Below are 15,474 nucleotides of genomic sequence, written 5' to 3'. Positions count from 1 at the left end.
CCAGCGAGCGGTCGCCCATGGCTGCCTCCTCTCCCGGAATCTCCAGACGCCAGGTACTCAAGGCCTTCGCAGCATTCGGCGCGGCCCTTGTCGCGGGCGACGCCCTGGCCAGCCGGATCGAGGTGACGCTGCGCCCCCGCAACCTCCACGCACGCATGCTCAATCGTGATCGCCACCTGCGCCTGGAACGCCCGGCCGCAGGAGAAGTCGCCACCTTCTGCTACTTCCGCAAGGGCAAGGGCTGGGACCTGGAAGGCTATCGTCAGGGCTGCCGCATCCTGCGAGACGTGAAGTACAAGAGCACGGTGAAGATCAACGTCAAATTGCTCGACCTGCTTTTCCTCATCCAGGCCTGGCTTCGCATCAACAAGCTCCCCACCCGCATCCTGGTGAGCAGCGGTTATCGCACCCCGCAGCACAACGCCACCCTGGAAGGCGCCGCCCGGCAGTCCCTGCACATCCGTGGCATGGCCGCCGACATCCGTATTCCCGGCGTCAGCGTCGAACGTCTGGGCAGGCTGGTCCGCGCCCTCGGCGCCGGTGGCGTGGGCTTCTATCCATCCAAGGGGTTCATCCACGTAGACGTTGGCCGCGTCAGGACCTGGCGAGTCGCCGCGCTGGTGGAGCCAGGGCAGGAAGAATGGGCTCTGGCCGTGTTGGACCAGGGCGAGCATTTCGCCTGACTTCAATCGAAGTCAGCGCAGTCCCCGCAAACGAACTGGCCACGCCGATCCGTGCGTTCGGTCAGTTCGCCGCAGTAATCGCACTCCCCTTCCACGGCGTCGAGCGGATCGGCGTCTTCATCGTCGAAGCACTTGTCATCCAGGTCATCGTCGTTGTCGAGCAGATGATCGTGCTCGGGTTCGTGGAGGTCGAGATCGTCGTCCATAGCACCGCACCAGATGGGGAAATCGAAAGGTCGCGGACTATAGCGCCGAGGCTGCGCTCCCGCCAATGTGGCTTAGCCCGGCGGTACCGACGTCGGTGCTCAGCATTCCGCCGAGCTGAAAACCGGACGATGGTGCTCGTCGATGCGCAGGAGCTTGCTCAATGCATCCCTGGCGGCCTCGAGGGCGTCGCACTGGCGCGCAAAGTAAGCGCCGTCGTAGACGCGATAGAAGAAGGGTTCGTCGTCGCTGCCGTTCCGCGCAATGGCGATGAAGGCCAGCACATGGTCGCCATTGATGAGCGTTTCGGGCCAGGCGGCGTATTCCGGGAAGTCTCGTCTGTACATGGTGACCTCCGGCGGATCGAGTCTCAGTTGCGGAAAGTCCACTATCTACCTGCAGAACCCGAATAGCTTCCTTTCGATCCAATATCGGACCGAAGGTCTCCGTCCGCCCAAAAAAAACCCCGCACGGCGCGGGGCTTTTTTTCGACGCGGCTGTTACAGCGGGCGAACCTGCTCAGCCTGAGGGCCTTTGGCCCCGTCGGTGACGAGGAAGCTTACGCGCTGACCTTCGTCCAGGGATTTGTAGCCATCACCTTCGATCTGGCGGAAGTGAACGAACACGTCCGGACCTTGCTCGGGGGTGATGAAGCCGAAGCCTTTTTCAGAGTTGAACCACTTAACGGTACCGTTCTGGCGAGTTGCCATGATGTTGTCTCCAAGGTGTAGGAATAGCGGTCAGGCGAAAGCCCAGCCATGACTGTATGCGTAGTGAAGGGTGCCGAGGAGATGGAACATCGAAAGGACAGAACATCAAGCCGGTGCCGCAAGACTGAGCAGGCAGTGGGCGAAGAATACAGGGTTCGGCGAGATTGGAAAGTTTTTTCTGGCGGCTCGGCACCCGGCGCGTTGGCCAACCGGCCGAAATAGCGGGTTGGCCGGAGGGCGAGCCTGTATAGTCACGGGTAGGCCTCGCTTTCGAGCGCTCACAAATCAAAGGTGCTCTCATGTCTGATAACCCAACAAACCGTGCCAGGTCCGAGCTGGACGAGCAGACCAGGGCCTTTCTGTCGAAGGGCGGCGAGATCACAGAGGTCCCCACCGGCAAGACCGGATGGAATACGGGACGTCAGAAGTCGCAGTGGTCCAAGCCCCAGGCGAAGAAACCCGAAGAATGATGACAAGGCGAGCCAATGGCTCGCCTTGTCATTATCGGCGCCGGCAACCGCCCGCGCCCGCTCCCGGGACGGCCTTCAGTCGCCCTCCCCCATCAAGTCCTGCAAGCGCTGGCGCAGCCAGCTTTCCGCCGGATCACTGTCCAGCATGCTGAGCCAGACCATATCCAGGTCCAGCTCGGGTGTTTCGAAGGGCAGCGACTCGTAACGCAGCTGGCCGGAAGCGGCCATCGCTTCGGCGATGTAATCAGGCAGGCTGACCAGCAGATCGGTGTCCGCCAGCAAGGCCGGCAAGGCACTGAACTGCGGAACCGACAACACCACCCGGCGCGTGCGTCCGATCGACTGCAACCAGTCGTCCGCCAAACCGTGGGTACTGGCCGTGTGGGATACCTGGACATGGGGCCTGGCGCAGTACTCATCCAGGGTCAGGAGCGCGTCGCCCGGGTCCGCACGCAGCACTTTCGGGTAGACGCGGCGCAGGCGCTTGCACCTGGCATTGGCCGGCAAGTCGCGGGTCTGGGCGATGCCGACGGTAATCTCGCCATTGGCCAGCAGCTCAGGAATCCGCCAATAGTTGGCATGTTGCACCACGATCACGATGTTCGGCGCTTCATTACGCAACGCCCGCAGCACTGGCGGCAACAGTGCGAACTCGACGTCATCCGACAGCCCGATGCGGAAAGTCATGTTGCTGGTGGACGGGTCGAACTCGTGAGTCAGGCTGAGCGCCACGGACAGGGCATCCAGCGCCGGTGACAAGTGCCGGGAGATCATCTCGGCCCGGGCAGTTGGCTCCATGCGGTGGCCGACGCGGACGAACAAGGGGTCGTTGAACAGCGCACGCAGGCGATTCAGGGCCGCGCTGATGGTGGGCTGGACCAGAAAGAGCTTCTCCGCGGCCTTGGTGACATTGCGCTCCTGCATCAACGTCTCGAACACCACCATCAGGTTGATGTCGGCCTTGCGCAGTTCGTTGCGATTCATACCCCGCTCCTCCCGTGATTCGCGGTCACCCCGCCCGACATGGCACGAGAAGCTTTCCAGGCGTCAATCCGTGCAAGCACGCGGAACTGCTGAACTGAATATAGGGAAGTTGGCATGGCGGTATCTGTCTGCAAATTACTGGTTCACCAGGGAAAGGCCCGTGGCAGAGCGTTCGGCCGCCGCCCCTATGGGTAGCAATGAGCGTTCGCGCAAGCATCGGAAGCAAAACACACTGTTGCGTGATTTCACCCTTGAAGCGCATTCGACCGAATGATTAGATAGCATCCTAATAGATAGCTAGCACTCTTTATATATGTCTGTCGGAGCCCTTCAACTGCAAGTCAGCAGCCGCATGGTCATCAGTGGCCGCAACTGGCGCCGCATCTGCCAGGCCAACCTGTCGAAGTTCGGAATCAGCGAGGCCTGTTGCGGGCCCTTGCTGATGATTGGCCGGCTGGGCGGTGGCGTGCGCCAGGTGCAACTGGCCCAGGCCATCGGTATCGAAGGTCCGTCCCTGGTGCGCCTGCTCGATCAGCTGTGCAACGCAGGCCTGATCGAACGCCAGGAAGATGCCAGCGACCGCCGTGCGAAGACCCTCAGTGTCACCAGCGCCGGACGCGAGCTCAGCGAGAGGCTGGAGAACGAACTGATCCTCCTGCGCCGCCAGGCACTGGCGCAATTGTCGCCTGCCGACTTGCAGGCCGCCCTGCGCGTGTTCGACGCCTTCGACCAGTTCAGCCAGGCCCACTGATCGTGCTCAACCTGCCTCCCGCCCGCGACTGGTTCTACTCGATCAAGGTCTTCGCCGCTTCGATGCTGGCGCTGTACATCGCGCTGTACATGCAACTGCCCCGCCCCTACTGGGCCATGGCTACGGTGTACATCGTCGCCAACCCCTTCGTCGGCCCCACCAGCGCTAAAGCCCTGTACCGCGCGCTCGGCACCTTGCTCGGCGCCAGCGCCGCCGTGTTCATCGTGCCGCTGCTGTCCCAGCAACCCCTGTTGCTGAGCCTGGTGGTGGCGTTCTGGACCGGCGGCATGCAGTTCCTCTCGATGCATGTACGCACCGCCGACAACTACGCGCTGATGCTGGCCGGCTACACCATGCCGATGATCGCCCTGCCAGTGGTGGACAACCCACAGGCGGTCTTCGACCTCGCCTACTCGCGATTTCTCGAGATTCTCCTGGGCATCATCTGCGCCAGCGTGGTCGGCAGCCTCTTCTGGCCCAGCCGGCTGGCTCCGGTGCTCGCCGCCAACTCCAGCCGCTGGTTCGGCGACGCCCGCGACTATTGCGCCCTGCAGTTGCAACACCCGCGTGACTTGCAGCGGCTGGTGCAATTGCGCTCAGCCATGGTCACTACCTTCAATGGCCTGGAGCTGATGATCGGCCAGCTGCCGCACGAGGGAGCGCACCCTCGCGTCGTGCGCAACGCCCGTGAGCTTCGTGAACGCATGGCCCTGTTGTTGCCCGCGGTGGATACCCTGCACGACAGCCTGATCGCCCTACAGGAAAAGGCACCACGGCTGGCCGCGAGACTTGCCCCAAGCCTGCGGGCCTGCCTCGATTGGCTACAAGGCGACGCGGATGACGAGACGCGCACGCGACTCCGCCGGCAGCTCGATGCCTTGCAGCCGCATGCCAGCAGCTTGGGAGATGCCGGCCAGTCGTTGCTTAGCAGCAGCCTCTATCGCCTGCGGCAATGGCTCGACCTCTGGCAGGACTGCCGCGACCTGCATCAGCGCCTGGACAGCGACGACCATGCTCCCTGGACGTCGGTCTACCGACACTGGCACCTGGGCAGTGGCGCGCGCTTCTTCGACCGCGGCCTGATGCTGTATTCCGTCGCCTACATCATCCTCGGCATCTTCGTCGCGACACAGCTGTGGATCTGGCTGCAATGGACCGACGGTGCCAGCGCCGTGGTCCTGGCCGCTGTGGCCTGCTGCTTCTTCGCCACCCTCGACGAACCGGCGGTGCAGATCAGGCGCTTCTTCATCTGGACCAGCTTCAGCGTGGTGCTGGCCAGCCTCTACCTGTTCCTCGTGCTGCCCAACGTCCACGACTTCCCACTGCTGGTGCTGGCCTTCGCCGGCCCCTTCATCTGCGTCGGCACCCTGACCGTGCAGCCTCGTTTCTACCTGCCGACACTCCTGATCGCGGTGAACACCGCAACCTTCATCAGCATCCAGGGTGCCTACGAAGCCAACGTACAGGTATTCCTCAACAGCAACCTGGCCGGTCCCATCGGCCTGCTGTTCGCCTTCCTCTGGACCCTGGTTTTCCGCCCCTTCGGCGCCGAACTGCTGGCCCGGCGCATGACCCGTTCCAGCTGGCAGGACCTCGCGGACATGAGCCGCGCCGACACCCTGGCAGCCCAACGCAGGCTCGCCGGACGCCTGCTCGACCGTTTCGCCCAGCACCTGCCGCGCCTGAATCTCAGCGGCCAGGACAGCAGCGGCGCCGAGCGTGAACTCCGCATCGCCTACAACCTGCTGGACATCAAGGCCCACCAGGGCCGGCTGCCATTGGACCTGCAACGGCCGCTGCAACTGGTGGTGCGCGGCGTCGGCCGTCACTTCCGGCGCAACCTGCGTAGCTCAGTCGCCCGGGACGTAGCGCCCTCGCTGCTGAACCTGATCGAACACGCCCGCCAGGCCGTGGCCGCCGCCGCGCCGCAGCATGAAGAGACCGCACTGGCAGTCCTGCATGCCCTGGCCGGGCTGGAAACCGCCTTGCGCCCGGCACTTGCCACGCCACCGGTGCAAGGCGCGGAACAACCCATCCCCGCAGGCCTGGACGGAGCAGCGCTGTGATTGGCGACATCAATATCTTCGGAGTCTTCCTGCCCACCGCCCTGGTGCTGATGCTTCTAGCCTACCTGGTCTACCTGCCGCTGCAGAAGCTCCTGAATGCCCTGCATGTCTATCGCCTGGTCTGGCACCGCGCGCTGTTCAACATCGCGTTGTACGCAGCCCTGCTGGGCACCCTCGAACATTTCAGCCGAATCCTGATGCAATCATGAAACGACTCGCGTTTTCCTCCGCCCGCCTGCTGGTCACCCTGCTCGCCGTTGCCGTCGCCGCCGTACTGATCTGGCAGATGCTGAGCTATTACCTGTTCGCACCCTGGACCCGCGATGGCCATATCCGCGTGGACGTGGTCCAGGTGGCGCCCGATGTCTCGGGCCTGATCGACAAGGTGGAGGTCCATGACAACCAGCCGGTCAGCAAAGGCCAGGTGCTCTTCGTGATTGACCAGGAGCGATTCAAGGTCGCCTTGCAACAGGCACAGGCCATGCGCGACGACCGCCGCGAAACCCTTGCCCAGGCCCGCCGCGAGCAGGCACGCAACCGTGCCCTGGGCCGGCTCGTCGCCCAGGAAATCGTCGAGGCAAGTGACTCTTCGGTGCTGCGCGCCAGCGCAGCGCTGTCCGAAGCCGAAGCCACGGTGGAAGGCGCCCGGCTCAACCTCGCCCGCACCGTCATCACCAGTCCGGTGGACGGCTACCTGAACGACCGGGCGCCCCGGGCAGGAGAGTTCGTCAGCGCCGGGCACAACGTGCTGTCGGTGGTGGACAAGGGCTCTTTCCACCTGGACGGTTACTTCGAAGAAAACAAGCTCGGCCAGATCCACATCGGCCAGGCCGTGGACATCCGCGTGATGGGTGATGGCCGCCGCCTGACCGGCCGCGTGCACAGCATTGCCGCCGCCATCGAAGACCGTGACCGCACCAGCGGCGCCAACCTGCTGCCCAATGTCAACCCGGCCTTCAGCTGGGTGCGCCTGGCCCAGCGTGTTCCGGTGCGCATCCTGTTCGATGAGGTACCGGAGGACTTCCGCATGGTGGCGGGGCGAACCGCCACCGTCTCCATCCTCGAAGCACCGGTGAAACCATGAGACTCCGCCCGCTCGCAGCCAGTCTCAGCCTGGCCCTGAGCCTCTCCGCCTGCCAGGTGGTTGGCCCAGACTACGCACTGCCTGGAGACGCCGCGATCAAACGGGTCGACGCCCAGGGGGAACTCGCCACCGCCGATGCATCGGTCGTCTCCACACCGGTACCGGCAGACTGGTGGCGCCTGTACCACGCGCCGGAACTCGAGCGCCTGGTAGAGCAGGCACTGGCCGCCAACACCGACCTGCGCGTGGCCGCCGCCAACCTCGGCCGCGCCGCCGCCCAGGTGCATGAAGCGGAAGATCGTGGCGGCTTCGAGGCGTCACTGAGTGCCGACCTGCAGCGCACCCAAGTTGCCGGCCAGCAGTTCCTGTTGATGGAAAAAGTGCCGGTGGTGAACTTCGCCAACCTCAACGCCAGCCTGTCCTATCAGTTCGACCTGTTCGGCAAGCTCCAGCGTGGCGTCGAGGCTTCCCGCGCCGACGCCGACGCCGCGCAGGCCGCTGCCGACCTGGTCCGTATCAACGTCGTGGCACGGGTGGTGAGCGCTTATGCGCAGGTCTGCTCGGCCAACGAGGAACGCGAAGTCGCCCAGCACTCGCTGGATCTGCAGCGCCAGAGCCTGGAGCTCACCCAACAACTTCACGCTGCAGGGCGCGGTAACGAAACCGAAGTGACGCGCTCGGCCACCCAGTTCAAATCGCTGCGCGCCGCGCTTCCGCGCTACACGGCCGCTCAGCAGGCAGGCATTTATCAGCTGGCCATGCTCACGGCCCAGCCGGTAGCGGCGCTGCCGCGTGGTGTCACCGAATGCCGTCATCTGCCTGAACTCACCCAGCCGCTGCCAGTGGGCGATGGCGCCGAACTGCTCAAGCGCCGGCCGGACATTCGCCAGGCGGAACGCCAGCTCGCCGCGTCCACGGCGCGCATAGGCGTCGCCACCGGCGAGCTGTACCCGGACATCAGCATCGGCGCCTCGACCGGCCTGATCGGCATCCTCGACGACATGGGCGACCCGTCGACCCAGCACTGGGGTTTCGGCCCGCTCATCCACTGGAACATTCCCACCACCGGCGCCCGTGCCCGCGTGCAGCAGGCCGAGGCCGCCACCCAGGCGTCGCTCGCCCATTTCGACGGTGTGGTGCTCAATGCCCTTCGCGAAACCCAGACGGCCCTCGCCCAATACACCGCCGCCCTGCAGCAACGTGCTGCACTGGACGAAACCGCACGTTCAGCTCAGCTGAGCGCCGAGCAGACACATGCGTTCTACCAGGCCGGCCGCGAGTCCTTCCTGGCCGAACTGGAAGCCCAGCGCACACAGGCGCAAGTCGCCGAACAACTGGCCGCCAGCCAGAGCCAGGTCGTCCAGGCGCAGATCGGCCTGTTCATGGCCCTGGGCGGTGGCTGGCAACAGGTAACGGCCAAGGACGAGAGCAACGTGCACTGACTTTCGAGCGCAGCCCCTTCAATGCGCCAGCCTGAAACAACCCTATCCCCCCCTCTCCCAGAGGACGAGGGGTGACTCGCGCCTGCGAGGCCTGGGCAGTCCTGAAGCAGCCAGCCGTCTGAATCCGAGACAACTCAGCCCCCTCACCAAACCCGCAGCTTCCCGACCCACCTACCCCTCCGGGGTGGGCCATTCATGCCGACCTTCTGTTGAACTCTGCGCGATTGATTTCGCAAACCTCCGGAGTTCTCCATGAGCCTCAACAGAATCGGCGTGATCGGGGCCGGCACCATGGGCAGCGGCATTGCCCAGGTCTGTGCCTCCGCTGGCCTGAGCGTCATCCTGATCGATGTCACCGAACCTGCCCTGGCCCGAGGCGTGGCCGCCGTGAACGAGGGCCTGCAACGCCAGGTTCGCAAAGCGAGGATCTGCGAGAGCGAGCGCGAAGCGACTCTGGCACGGGTGCAGGCCACCACTGACTACAGCAGCCTGGCCGAAGCCGACCTGGTAATCGAAGCCGCTACGGAGAATCTCGAGCTCAAGCTGCGCATCCTGCGTCAGATCGAAGCAGTGGTTTCATCCGACACAGTGATCGCCACCAACACTTCGTCCATCTCCATCACCCAGCTGGCTGCCGTATTGGAGCGCCCCGAGCGCTTCATCGGAGTGCACTTCTTCAATCCCGTACCGGCCATGCAACTGCTGGAGCTGATTCGCGGCTTGCAGACCTCCAGCCAGACCCACGCCGCAGTGGAGTCCTTCGCCAAGGCGGTCGGCAAGACACCCATCAACGTCGACAACGCTCCGGGATTCGTCGTCAACCGCATCCTGATCCCGATGATCAACGAAGCCGTTTTCGTGCTCCAGGAAGGCCTCGCCAGTGCCCGGGACATCGATACCGGAATGCAGCTGGGTTGCAACCACCCCATCGGACCACTGGCCCTGGCCGACATGATCGGCCTCGACACCCTGCTCGCCATCATGCAGGTCCTGCACGACGGCTTCGGTGATCCCAAGTACCGCCCCGCCCGGCTGCTCAAGGACCTGGTTGCGGCCGGCCATCTCGGCCGCAAGAGCGGCCGCGGCTTCCACAGCTATTGAATCACCCATTGAGGCCTCAGCCATGAGCGAATACGCAGCTCCCCTGCGCGACATGCAGTTCGTCCTGAACGAACTGGGATACCTGGAACAAGTGAGTGAACTGCCCGGCTGCGAAGACCTGGGCGCCGACCTCGTCGATGCCATCCTGGGTGAGGCCGGCAAGTTCGCCCAGGGCGTGCTCTCGCCCCTGAACATCATCGGCGACCGTGAGGGTGCGTGCTGGCACGAAGGCGAAGTGACCACCGCAAAAGGCTGGCACGAGGCCTACGGGCAATTCGTCGAAGGCGGTTGGAACGCCCTCTCCTGCCACCCGGAATTCGGCGGCCAGGGCCTGCCGCGACTGATCTCGGCACTGGTGGAAGAGATGTGGAACGGCGCCAACGTTTCATTCGGCCTGTGCCCCATGCTCACCCGGGGCGCCATCGAGGCTATCGAGCTCTGTGGGTCTTCCCATCTGAAGGAAACCTACCTGCCGAAAATGATCAGCGGCGAATGGACCGGCACCATGAACCTGACCGAACCCCAGGCCGGTTCGGACCTCGCCGCCGTGCGCAGCCGCGCAGAGCCCCAGGGCGACGGCACGTACCGTTTGTTCGGCCAGAAGATCTTCATCACCTATGGCGAGCACGACTTGACCGACAACATCGTGCACCTGGTACTGGCCCGCGTCCCAGGCGCGCCTGAGGGTGTGAAAGGCATCTCGCTGTTCGTGGTGCCGAAGCTCCTGGTGGAAGCCGACGGCAGCCTGGGGGCGCGCAACGATGTGCGCTGCGCCTCCATCGAGCACAAGCTGGGCATCCATGGCAGCCCGACCGCCGTACTGGCCTTCGGCGACAACGAGGGTGCCCTGGGCTGGCTGGTGGGCGAAGAGAATCGCGGGCTGGAATACATGTTCATCATGATGAACGCCGCGCGCTTCTCCGTAGGTATCGAAGGGGTCGGCTTGTCCGAACGTGCCTACCAGCGTGCACTCGGCTACGCCCGCGAGCGTGTTCAGGGCACCGAGGCCGGCGCGAAGAGTCGTGACAAGGTGGCGATCATTCGCCACCCGGATGTCCGTCGCATGCTGTTGTCGATGAAATCCCGCACCGAGGCGATGCGCGCCATCGCCTGCGAAGTCGCCGCAGCAATGGACTGTGCCGAACGCCATCCCGACCCGGCACGCCGCGAGGAATGGCAAGCCTTCGTCGACCTGATGATCCCCGTGGTCAAGGGTTGCGGCACCGAGAATGCAGTGGACATCGCCTCCCTTGGCGTGCAGATCCACGGTGGCATGGGCTTCATCGAGGAAACCGGCGCCGCCCAGCATCTGCGCGATGCACGCATCACCACCATCTACGAAGGCACCACCGGCATCCAGGCGTCCGACCTCGTCGGCCGCAAGATAGCCCGTGATGGCGGCAAGGCCATCGGGCAGGTGACAAAACGGATGCGCTACGTCATGGAGCGTCTTGTCTGGGCAGATGACCCGCAGCTGCAGGATATTGCCAGCGCCCTCGCCAGCGCCGTGGTAGCGCTGAACGCAGCGGTGGAGTTCATCGTGGCGAACTTCAACGGCCAGGCGCCTCGCGTTCTGGCCGGGGCTGTGCCATTCCTGGAGCTGTTCGGCACCGTGGCCGGTGGCTGGCAGATGGCCCGCTCGGCGCTTGCCGCCCATGGCCAGCTCAAAGCGGGAACCACCGACCAGGACTTCTATCGCGGAAAGCTGCAGACCGCACGCTTCTACGCCGAGCATCTGCTGCCACGTGCCGAGGGGTTGTCGCGGATCGTGATCCAGGGCGGCGACGTGGTTCTGGCGATGGAAGATTCGTTGCTCTGAGATTCCGCCGCCCGCCCCAAGCGGGCGGCGGAAAGGGGCCGGCGGGTGTCGACCGCCGGAACGGAGCTTTGGGCCGTCCTTGTGACGGCCTTTTTTTCTGACCCAAGCCCGGCACCTTATTCACCCACCGCACCTGTAGGAGCGGGCTTGCCCGCGAACAGCCCGAGCGCAAACTTTCGCGAGCAAAGCTCGCTCCTACAAAGGCCTGGCCCACGCGTCGCACCAAAAAACGGGCCTCTCTCCATCAGGGAGAAGCCCGCGGCCTTAGAGGATTTCGCGCGGCTTGGTCAGGCGAACCCTGTAGCTCAGTCGACGCGCTGGATCTTCGGTGCCTTCCAACGGCCATCGAGGGCTTCGGGCTTCGGCCAATACAGACGGCCGGCGATATAGAACGGGCCGTCCGGCGCGGGTAGCCAGTTGGACTCATCGGCCTTGCCCGGCGACTGGTGCTGGATGTACAGGGTCAGGCCGCCATCGGCATCGCGCTTCAGTTGCGGCAACATCGGCGAATTGATCAGGTAGCGCTGCAGTGGGTTGGCCACCAGCAGTCGCGAAGCGTCGTATAGGGTCAGCGACCAGAAGGCGTTGACCGGGGGTAGCTGTCCAGGGGCGAAACGCAAGGTATACCGATGGCGCGACGCATCCAGTTCCTGCCCTTGGGCGTCGAGGTAGAACGGCGGATAGATGGTCTCTTCCTTGTCGTTGCCATAGAGGCCGGTGACCGCCGCGCGCATCCGGTACAAGTAGTTGTTGCCGAGGAATTCGCGGCTACCGAGGAAACGCGTCGTGGAGACTTCGCCTCGCGCGACCCGCTGGCCAAGGGCCTCGAAGTCCCGCCAGGCGTCAGCAATGCCAGCCGCGATGGCTTCGCGTATATCCGCAGGCAGGGACTGCCCGTCAAAGGTCAGGCCGGGGCCGATGCCCAGCCGGGCAAAGCGCTCCATCAGGCTCCGTTCGGAAGGATGGATCGGGCAGTAACCGAGAACGAAGTTCAACTGGTTGAAGATCTCCAGGCTGCTGCGCTCTTCTTCGGCGCTTAGCGGCACGCGGAAGTCGACGGCAGCTACCGCGGCCGGAGCCGACTGGCCGAGGAATGCGGACAGCGGCTGTACCTTGTAACCGGCCTGCACCCTTTTCACGTTTTCCAGGTCGTCCGGGCCCTTCAGCTGGGTGCGGTAAAACACGAAGGCAAACTGGGTCTCGGAACGGAACACATGGTCGATACCGGGCGGGACCGTGCCCTGCCAGTCCGGCCCGGCGAGCAGGAAGGTGCCGCCGCCGTTACCGGTGGTCCGGCTGCCGACGTAACCGAAATTATGGGTGTACGCGTCGACGAACTGCGCCGAGTAATAACGCCCTTTCGCCACCGCTGGCATCGTCAGCACCAACGGTTCGCGGCGCAGGTCCGCACCAAGTTGGGAGTACGGCGTGTCGGCATTGGGCGTCGGATAGGCCCTGTCGTCCGGCGTGTAGATGCGCGCGGTGTTGTGCAGGGTGTTCCAGGGCGACTTGAACTCCGGGTGCTGCTGGTCCTGAAAGTAGGTGTATTGCACGCGGTAGTTGTCCACCAGGGGGAAACCGTAGATGTAGGCTTCCTTGGCGATGGCCCGCGCCTCGGCCGGCGTCAGAGCGGCTGCGCTGGATACGGAGGCATGGGTGAGGAATGCAAGCAGTGCGACCACGAGGGCGCGCCTGAGGTTGTTCTTGCTCACGAGGAACTCCTGGTGGCGAAACGACAGGGCGCAAGCGCCCCGACCTTTCAGTTTTTTGGCCAGCTATCGGTCGGCCGCCATTCACGGACGCGGAGTGCTGCATCGCCTTCCGGCCGGTAGGCATGACAGGTACCGATGGCCCAGTGGGTGGGCATCTCGAAGTCGGGATCGCGGGCGGCGCGATCGCGCAGGCGCTTCTGCAACACAGGCGCCAGGGTCTGGATGGCGGTAGTGGCCATGGGACCGAGGAGCTCGGTGAGGTGAGTGCAGCCCTTCATCCCGCCAACCCGTTCGGCCACGCGCTTCCTGAACCCCGGGCCGATGCTGATGCCCACCAATGCGGCGTAGGCCTGGTTGATATGACCGCATACCGGAGTGGGTGCCCGTTCGGAAACGGCTTCGATCCGCTGGATCACCAGCTTGCGATCGAGCGTCATGCGGATAAGCATCTGGTGCAGTACGCCATTGGCAGGAACGACCCCATAAGGGAATTCCGTGTCCACCCCTTTGGTATCCAGCAACCGCCCTTCGACCTCGAACAGCCCGTCGTCTCGTTCGTAACCGGTGCAGGTCACCTGGCGGGTGTGCAACAGACGACGGCTGACGGTTTTCTCTTCCATGCAACGGCCCTCTTGGAAGAAGGGGCGCCTAAGCGCCCCGTCAGTCACCTCAAACGTTGCCCAGACCACCGCCGCAGACCAGGACCTGGCCAGAGACGTAGTCGGATTCCGGAATGCAGAACAGGTAGATGGCGCCTGCCGCTTCCTCGGGTGTGCCTGGACGGCTCAGCGGGATCATGGTCTTCGACTGCTCGACGATGGCCGGACTGATGCCGACCTTGATTTCGCGGCCTTCGATGTTGATGTAGTTCGGATCACCTTCCACCGGCTGGGTCTGGCGGGTCTCGATATGGCCGAAGGCGACGGCATTGACGTTGACCTTCATGCGCCCCCACTCCTTGGCCAGGCACTTGGTCATGCCCAGCACGCCGGCCTTGGCGGTGGAGTAGTTGACCTGGCCCGGGTTTCCGCTCGCAGATACCGAGGACACGTTCACCACCTTGCGGTTGACCACGCGACCCTCGGCGGCCTCTTTCTTGGCCATGGCACTGATGATCGGCTGGGCGGCACGCAGGATGCGGAAAGGCGCGGTGATGTGGCAGTCGATGATGGCGTACCACTGCTCGTCACTCATCTTCTGGATCACGTTGTCCCAGGTGTAGCCGGCGTTATTGACGATGATGTCGATGCCGCCGTAGCTGTCCACCGCGGTCTTCACGAAGCGGTCGGCGAAGTCGACGGCAGTGACGCTGCCGACGCAGGCAACGGCTTCGCCGCCGGTGGCGCGGATTTCCGCGACCACTTCTTCGGCCGGGCCGGCGTCCAGGTCATTGACCACCACGCGAGCGCCATCGGCAGCCAGTTTCAGGGCGACGCTGCGGCCGATGCCACGACCGGAGCCGGTGACCAGGGCGACTTTGCCTTCGAGTTTCTTCATGGGTTGTTCCTTGTTCCTGTGGGGTTCAGGCGAGGGCCACGACGGCTTCGCCGATCAGTTTTTCTTCGCCGTACTGGTTGCTGCAGCGGATCGCCAGACGCACGCGCCGCTCGCCATCGGCCTCGAATTTCTCGATGACCTTGCCGCTGCAGGTAGGGACATGGCCAAGCTGGGTGATGCCGGTGAAGCGCACTGTCAGGCTGCGGACCTGCGTCTGTGGCACCCAGCCGGTGAGCAGGCGGCCGAGATAGGCCACCGAGAGCATGCCGTGGGCGAACACATCGGGCTGGCGCGCCTTGCGGGCGAAGTCGAGATCGATATGCACCTGGTTGTGGTCACCGGATGCGCCGGCGTACAGGGCCAACGTGGTGCGGTTGACCGCAGGCAGCGTCAGCGGCGGCAGCTCGGCGCCGATCTGCAACTCGTCAAACAGGGGAAGGCTCATTGCACGATCCTCAGCGCTGCACGAGAGAGGAACGGATGTCGGCGATGTGCCGGCCGTCCTGGTTGGTGACCCGCGTCTCCTGGACCACGAAGGTCAGCGCTCCACCCTTCTTCTCGTAGACATCCACCACCCGCGTATCGAACGTCAGCACGTCCCCGGCGTAGGCCATGCCGTGATAGGTGAAGCCCTGCTCAGCATGCAGGATGCGTCCAAGGTCGAAGCCGAAGATGTCTTCGACTATGTGGTCGGTGTCGCGCCCTTCGGCTTCCAGGCACATCAGGAAGCTCGGTGGTACCGGCAATGCGCGGTGCCCGGCGGACCTGGCGGCGGCTTCATCGGTGTAGACCGGATCGGTCTCGCCGATGGCCTTGGCGAAGAAGCGCAGGCGCCCCTTCTCCACGTCGGCGGTGGTCACTCCCAGGGAACGGCCGATCAGACTCTTGTCTGCCATGTCATGGAGTCCTCGAGTGAGTTGAAACGCGCGCCCATGTGGGCGCGCACTGTCT

The 15,474-nt window shown here is 64.2% G+C and carries 18 protein-coding genes; 9 read left to right on the top strand and 9 right to left on the bottom strand.

Translation table 11 applies throughout. The features are described 5' to 3' along the window. The first annotated feature begins 17 nt into the window (after window positions 1-17). Window positions 18-683, top strand: a complete 666-nt coding sequence (locus tag E8E75_RS28805) for a DUF882 domain-containing protein (protein WP_153920227.1) — start codon at window positions 18-20, stop codon at window positions 681-683. Window positions 684-685: 2 nt separating this feature from the next. Here E8E75_RS28805 and E8E75_RS28800 read toward each other — a convergent pair whose 3' ends face one another. The 3 genes from E8E75_RS28800 to E8E75_RS28790 all read right to left on the bottom strand — a co-directional run bounded on the left by E8E75_RS28800 (window position 686) and on the right by E8E75_RS28790 (window position 1,597). Further along, window positions 686-889 (bottom strand): hypothetical protein, encoded by a 204-nt coding sequence (locus tag E8E75_RS28800; protein WP_153920225.1) that lies wholly within the window; start codon window positions 887-889, stop codon window positions 686-688. Between the two features lie 99 nt (window positions 890-988). Beyond that, a complete protein-coding gene (locus E8E75_RS28795; RefSeq protein WP_153920223.1) occupies window positions 989-1,234 on the bottom strand; it encodes a hypothetical protein in 246 nt (81 codons plus the stop codon). Between the two features lie 153 nt (window positions 1,235-1,387). Next, window positions 1,388-1,597 carry a cold-shock protein gene (locus E8E75_RS28790; protein ID WP_120651537.1) on the bottom strand — a complete coding sequence of 70 codons (210 nt, stop codon included), beginning with the start codon at window positions 1,595-1,597 and terminating at the stop codon, window positions 1,388-1,390. 299 nt (window positions 1,598-1,896) lie between these two features. Here E8E75_RS28790 and E8E75_RS28785 point away from each other — a divergent pair, with 299 nt between their 5' ends. Next, window positions 1,897-2,067 carry a hypothetical protein gene (locus E8E75_RS28785; protein ID WP_162945819.1) on the top strand — a complete coding sequence of 57 codons (171 nt, stop codon included), beginning with the start codon at window positions 1,897-1,899 and terminating at the stop codon, window positions 2,065-2,067. Window positions 2,068-2,142: 75 nt separating this feature from the next. Here the strand turns inward: E8E75_RS28785 and E8E75_RS28780 are convergent, their stop codons facing one another. Further along, on the bottom strand, window positions 2,143-3,051 hold the full coding sequence (locus E8E75_RS28780; protein ID WP_120651538.1) for a LysR substrate-binding domain-containing protein: 909 nt from the start codon (window positions 3,049-3,051) through the stop codon (window positions 2,143-2,145). A 313-nt stretch (window positions 3,052-3,364) separates the two neighbouring features. Here E8E75_RS28780 and E8E75_RS28775 point away from each other — a divergent pair, with 313 nt between their 5' ends. From E8E75_RS28775 to E8E75_RS28745, 7 genes are all read left to right on the top strand, one after another. Further along, a complete protein-coding gene (locus E8E75_RS28775) occupies window positions 3,365-3,802 on the top strand; it encodes a MarR family transcriptional regulator (protein ID WP_120655220.1) in 438 nt (145 codons plus the stop codon). Continuing rightward, complete coding sequence (locus tag E8E75_RS28770; RefSeq protein ID WP_153920347.1) at window positions 3,799-5,868, top strand: FUSC family protein; 2,070 nt, start codon at window positions 3,799-3,801, stop codon at window positions 5,866-5,868. The genes E8E75_RS28775 and E8E75_RS28770 overlap by 4 nt, the downstream gene beginning before the upstream one ends. Next, window positions 5,865-6,077: a DUF1656 domain-containing protein gene (locus E8E75_RS28765; RefSeq protein ID WP_077523383.1), complete on the top strand. Its 213-nt coding sequence runs from the start codon at window positions 5,865-5,867 to the stop codon at window positions 6,075-6,077. Before E8E75_RS28770 ends, E8E75_RS28765 begins: the two co-directional genes overlap by 4 nt. Continuing rightward, entirely contained in the window at window positions 6,074-6,952 is an 879-nt protein-coding gene (locus E8E75_RS28760) for an efflux RND transporter periplasmic adaptor subunit (RefSeq protein WP_153920221.1), read from the top strand. Before E8E75_RS28765 ends, E8E75_RS28760 begins: the two co-directional genes overlap by 4 nt. Then, entirely contained in the window at window positions 6,949-8,394 is a 1,446-nt protein-coding gene (locus E8E75_RS28755) for a TolC family protein (RefSeq protein WP_153920219.1), read from the top strand. The genes E8E75_RS28760 and E8E75_RS28755 overlap by 4 nt, the downstream gene beginning before the upstream one ends. 252 nt (window positions 8,395-8,646) lie before the next feature. Next, the gene (locus E8E75_RS28750) at window positions 8,647-9,495 is read left to right on the top strand and encodes a 3-hydroxybutyryl-CoA dehydrogenase (protein WP_120651541.1); all 849 of its coding nucleotides are present in this window, start codon (window positions 8,647-8,649) and stop codon (window positions 9,493-9,495) included. Window positions 9,496-9,517: 22 nt separating this feature from the next. Then, window positions 9,518-11,314 carry an acyl-CoA dehydrogenase C-terminal domain-containing protein gene (locus E8E75_RS28745; RefSeq protein ID WP_153920217.1) on the top strand — a complete coding sequence of 599 codons (1,797 nt, stop codon included), beginning with the start codon at window positions 9,518-9,520 and terminating at the stop codon, window positions 11,312-11,314. A gap of 305 nt (window positions 11,315-11,619) precedes the next feature. Here E8E75_RS28745 and E8E75_RS28740 read toward each other — a convergent pair whose 3' ends face one another. From E8E75_RS28740 to E8E75_RS28720, 5 genes are read right to left on the bottom strand one after another with little or no spacing between them, the layout of a single operon-like run. After that, window positions 11,620-13,026: a DUF1254 domain-containing protein gene (locus E8E75_RS28740; protein ID WP_280360081.1), complete on the bottom strand. Its 1,407-nt coding sequence runs from the start codon at window positions 13,024-13,026 to the stop codon at window positions 11,620-11,622. Between the two features lie 47 nt (window positions 13,027-13,073). Continuing rightward, window positions 13,074-13,646, bottom strand: coding sequence for a DUF2889 domain-containing protein (locus E8E75_RS28735; RefSeq protein WP_153920213.1), 573 nt, complete (start codon window positions 13,644-13,646; stop codon window positions 13,074-13,076). Between the two features lie 49 nt (window positions 13,647-13,695). Beyond that, complete coding sequence (locus E8E75_RS28730) at window positions 13,696-14,523, bottom strand: SDR family NAD(P)-dependent oxidoreductase (RefSeq protein WP_153920211.1); 828 nt, start codon at window positions 14,521-14,523, stop codon at window positions 13,696-13,698. Between the two features lie 25 nt (window positions 14,524-14,548). After that, window positions 14,549-14,968: a MaoC family dehydratase gene (locus E8E75_RS28725; RefSeq protein WP_153920209.1), complete on the bottom strand. Its 420-nt coding sequence runs from the start codon at window positions 14,966-14,968 to the stop codon at window positions 14,549-14,551. 10 nt (window positions 14,969-14,978) lie between these two features. Next, entirely contained in the window at window positions 14,979-15,419 is a 441-nt protein-coding gene (locus tag E8E75_RS28720; RefSeq protein WP_153920207.1) for a MaoC family dehydratase N-terminal domain-containing protein, read from the bottom strand. Between the last annotated feature and the right edge of the window lie 55 nt (window positions 15,420-15,474).

Origin of the sequence: Pseudomonas sp. BN606, from assembly GCF_029873115.1 — a bacterium.
Classification (GTDB): domain Bacteria; phylum Pseudomonadota; class Gammaproteobacteria; order Pseudomonadales; family Pseudomonadaceae; genus Metapseudomonas.
This window is presented reverse-complemented; position numbering and strand designations above follow the sequence as displayed.

Excerpts from the sequence above, each read along its gene's own strand:
- E8E75_RS28805 (WP_153920227.1), top strand. The coding sequence starts at position 18 with ATGGCTGCCTCCTCTCCCGGAATCTCCAGACGCCAGGTACTCAAGGCC.
- E8E75_RS28800 (WP_153920225.1), bottom strand. The coding sequence starts at position 889 with ATGGACGACGATCTCGACCTCCACGAACCCGAGCACGATCATCTGCTC.
- E8E75_RS28795 (WP_153920223.1), bottom strand. The coding sequence starts at position 1,234 with ATGTACAGACGAGACTTCCCGGAATACGCCGCCTGGCCCGAAACGCTC.
- E8E75_RS28790 (WP_120651537.1), bottom strand. The coding sequence starts at position 1,597 with ATGGCAACTCGCCAGAACGGTACCGTTAAGTGGTTCAACTCTGAAAAA.
- E8E75_RS28785 (WP_162945819.1), top strand. The coding sequence starts at position 1,897 with ATGTCTGATAACCCAACAAACCGTGCCAGGTCCGAGCTGGACGAGCAG.
- E8E75_RS28780 (WP_120651538.1), bottom strand. The coding sequence starts at position 3,051 with ATGAATCGCAACGAACTGCGCAAGGCCGACATCAACCTGATGGTGGTG.
- E8E75_RS28775 (WP_120655220.1), top strand. The coding sequence starts at position 3,365 with ATGTCTGTCGGAGCCCTTCAACTGCAAGTCAGCAGCCGCATGGTCATC.
- E8E75_RS28760 (WP_153920221.1), top strand. The coding sequence starts at position 6,074 with ATGAAACGACTCGCGTTTTCCTCCGCCCGCCTGCTGGTCACCCTGCTC.
- E8E75_RS28755 (WP_153920219.1), top strand. The coding sequence starts at position 6,949 with ATGAGACTCCGCCCGCTCGCAGCCAGTCTCAGCCTGGCCCTGAGCCTC.
- E8E75_RS28750 (WP_120651541.1), top strand. The coding sequence starts at position 8,647 with ATGAGCCTCAACAGAATCGGCGTGATCGGGGCCGGCACCATGGGCAGC.
- E8E75_RS28745 (WP_153920217.1), top strand. The coding sequence starts at position 9,518 with ATGAGCGAATACGCAGCTCCCCTGCGCGACATGCAGTTCGTCCTGAAC.
- E8E75_RS28735 (WP_153920213.1), bottom strand. The coding sequence starts at position 13,646 with ATGGAAGAGAAAACCGTCAGCCGTCGTCTGTTGCACACCCGCCAGGTG.
- E8E75_RS28730 (WP_153920211.1), bottom strand. The coding sequence starts at position 14,523 with ATGAAGAAACTCGAAGGCAAAGTCGCCCTGGTCACCGGCTCCGGTCGT.
- E8E75_RS28725 (WP_153920209.1), bottom strand. The coding sequence starts at position 14,968 with ATGAGCCTTCCCCTGTTTGACGAGTTGCAGATCGGCGCCGAGCTGCCG.
- E8E75_RS28720 (WP_153920207.1), bottom strand. The coding sequence starts at position 15,419 with ATGGCAGACAAGAGTCTGATCGGCCGTTCCCTGGGAGTGACCACCGCC.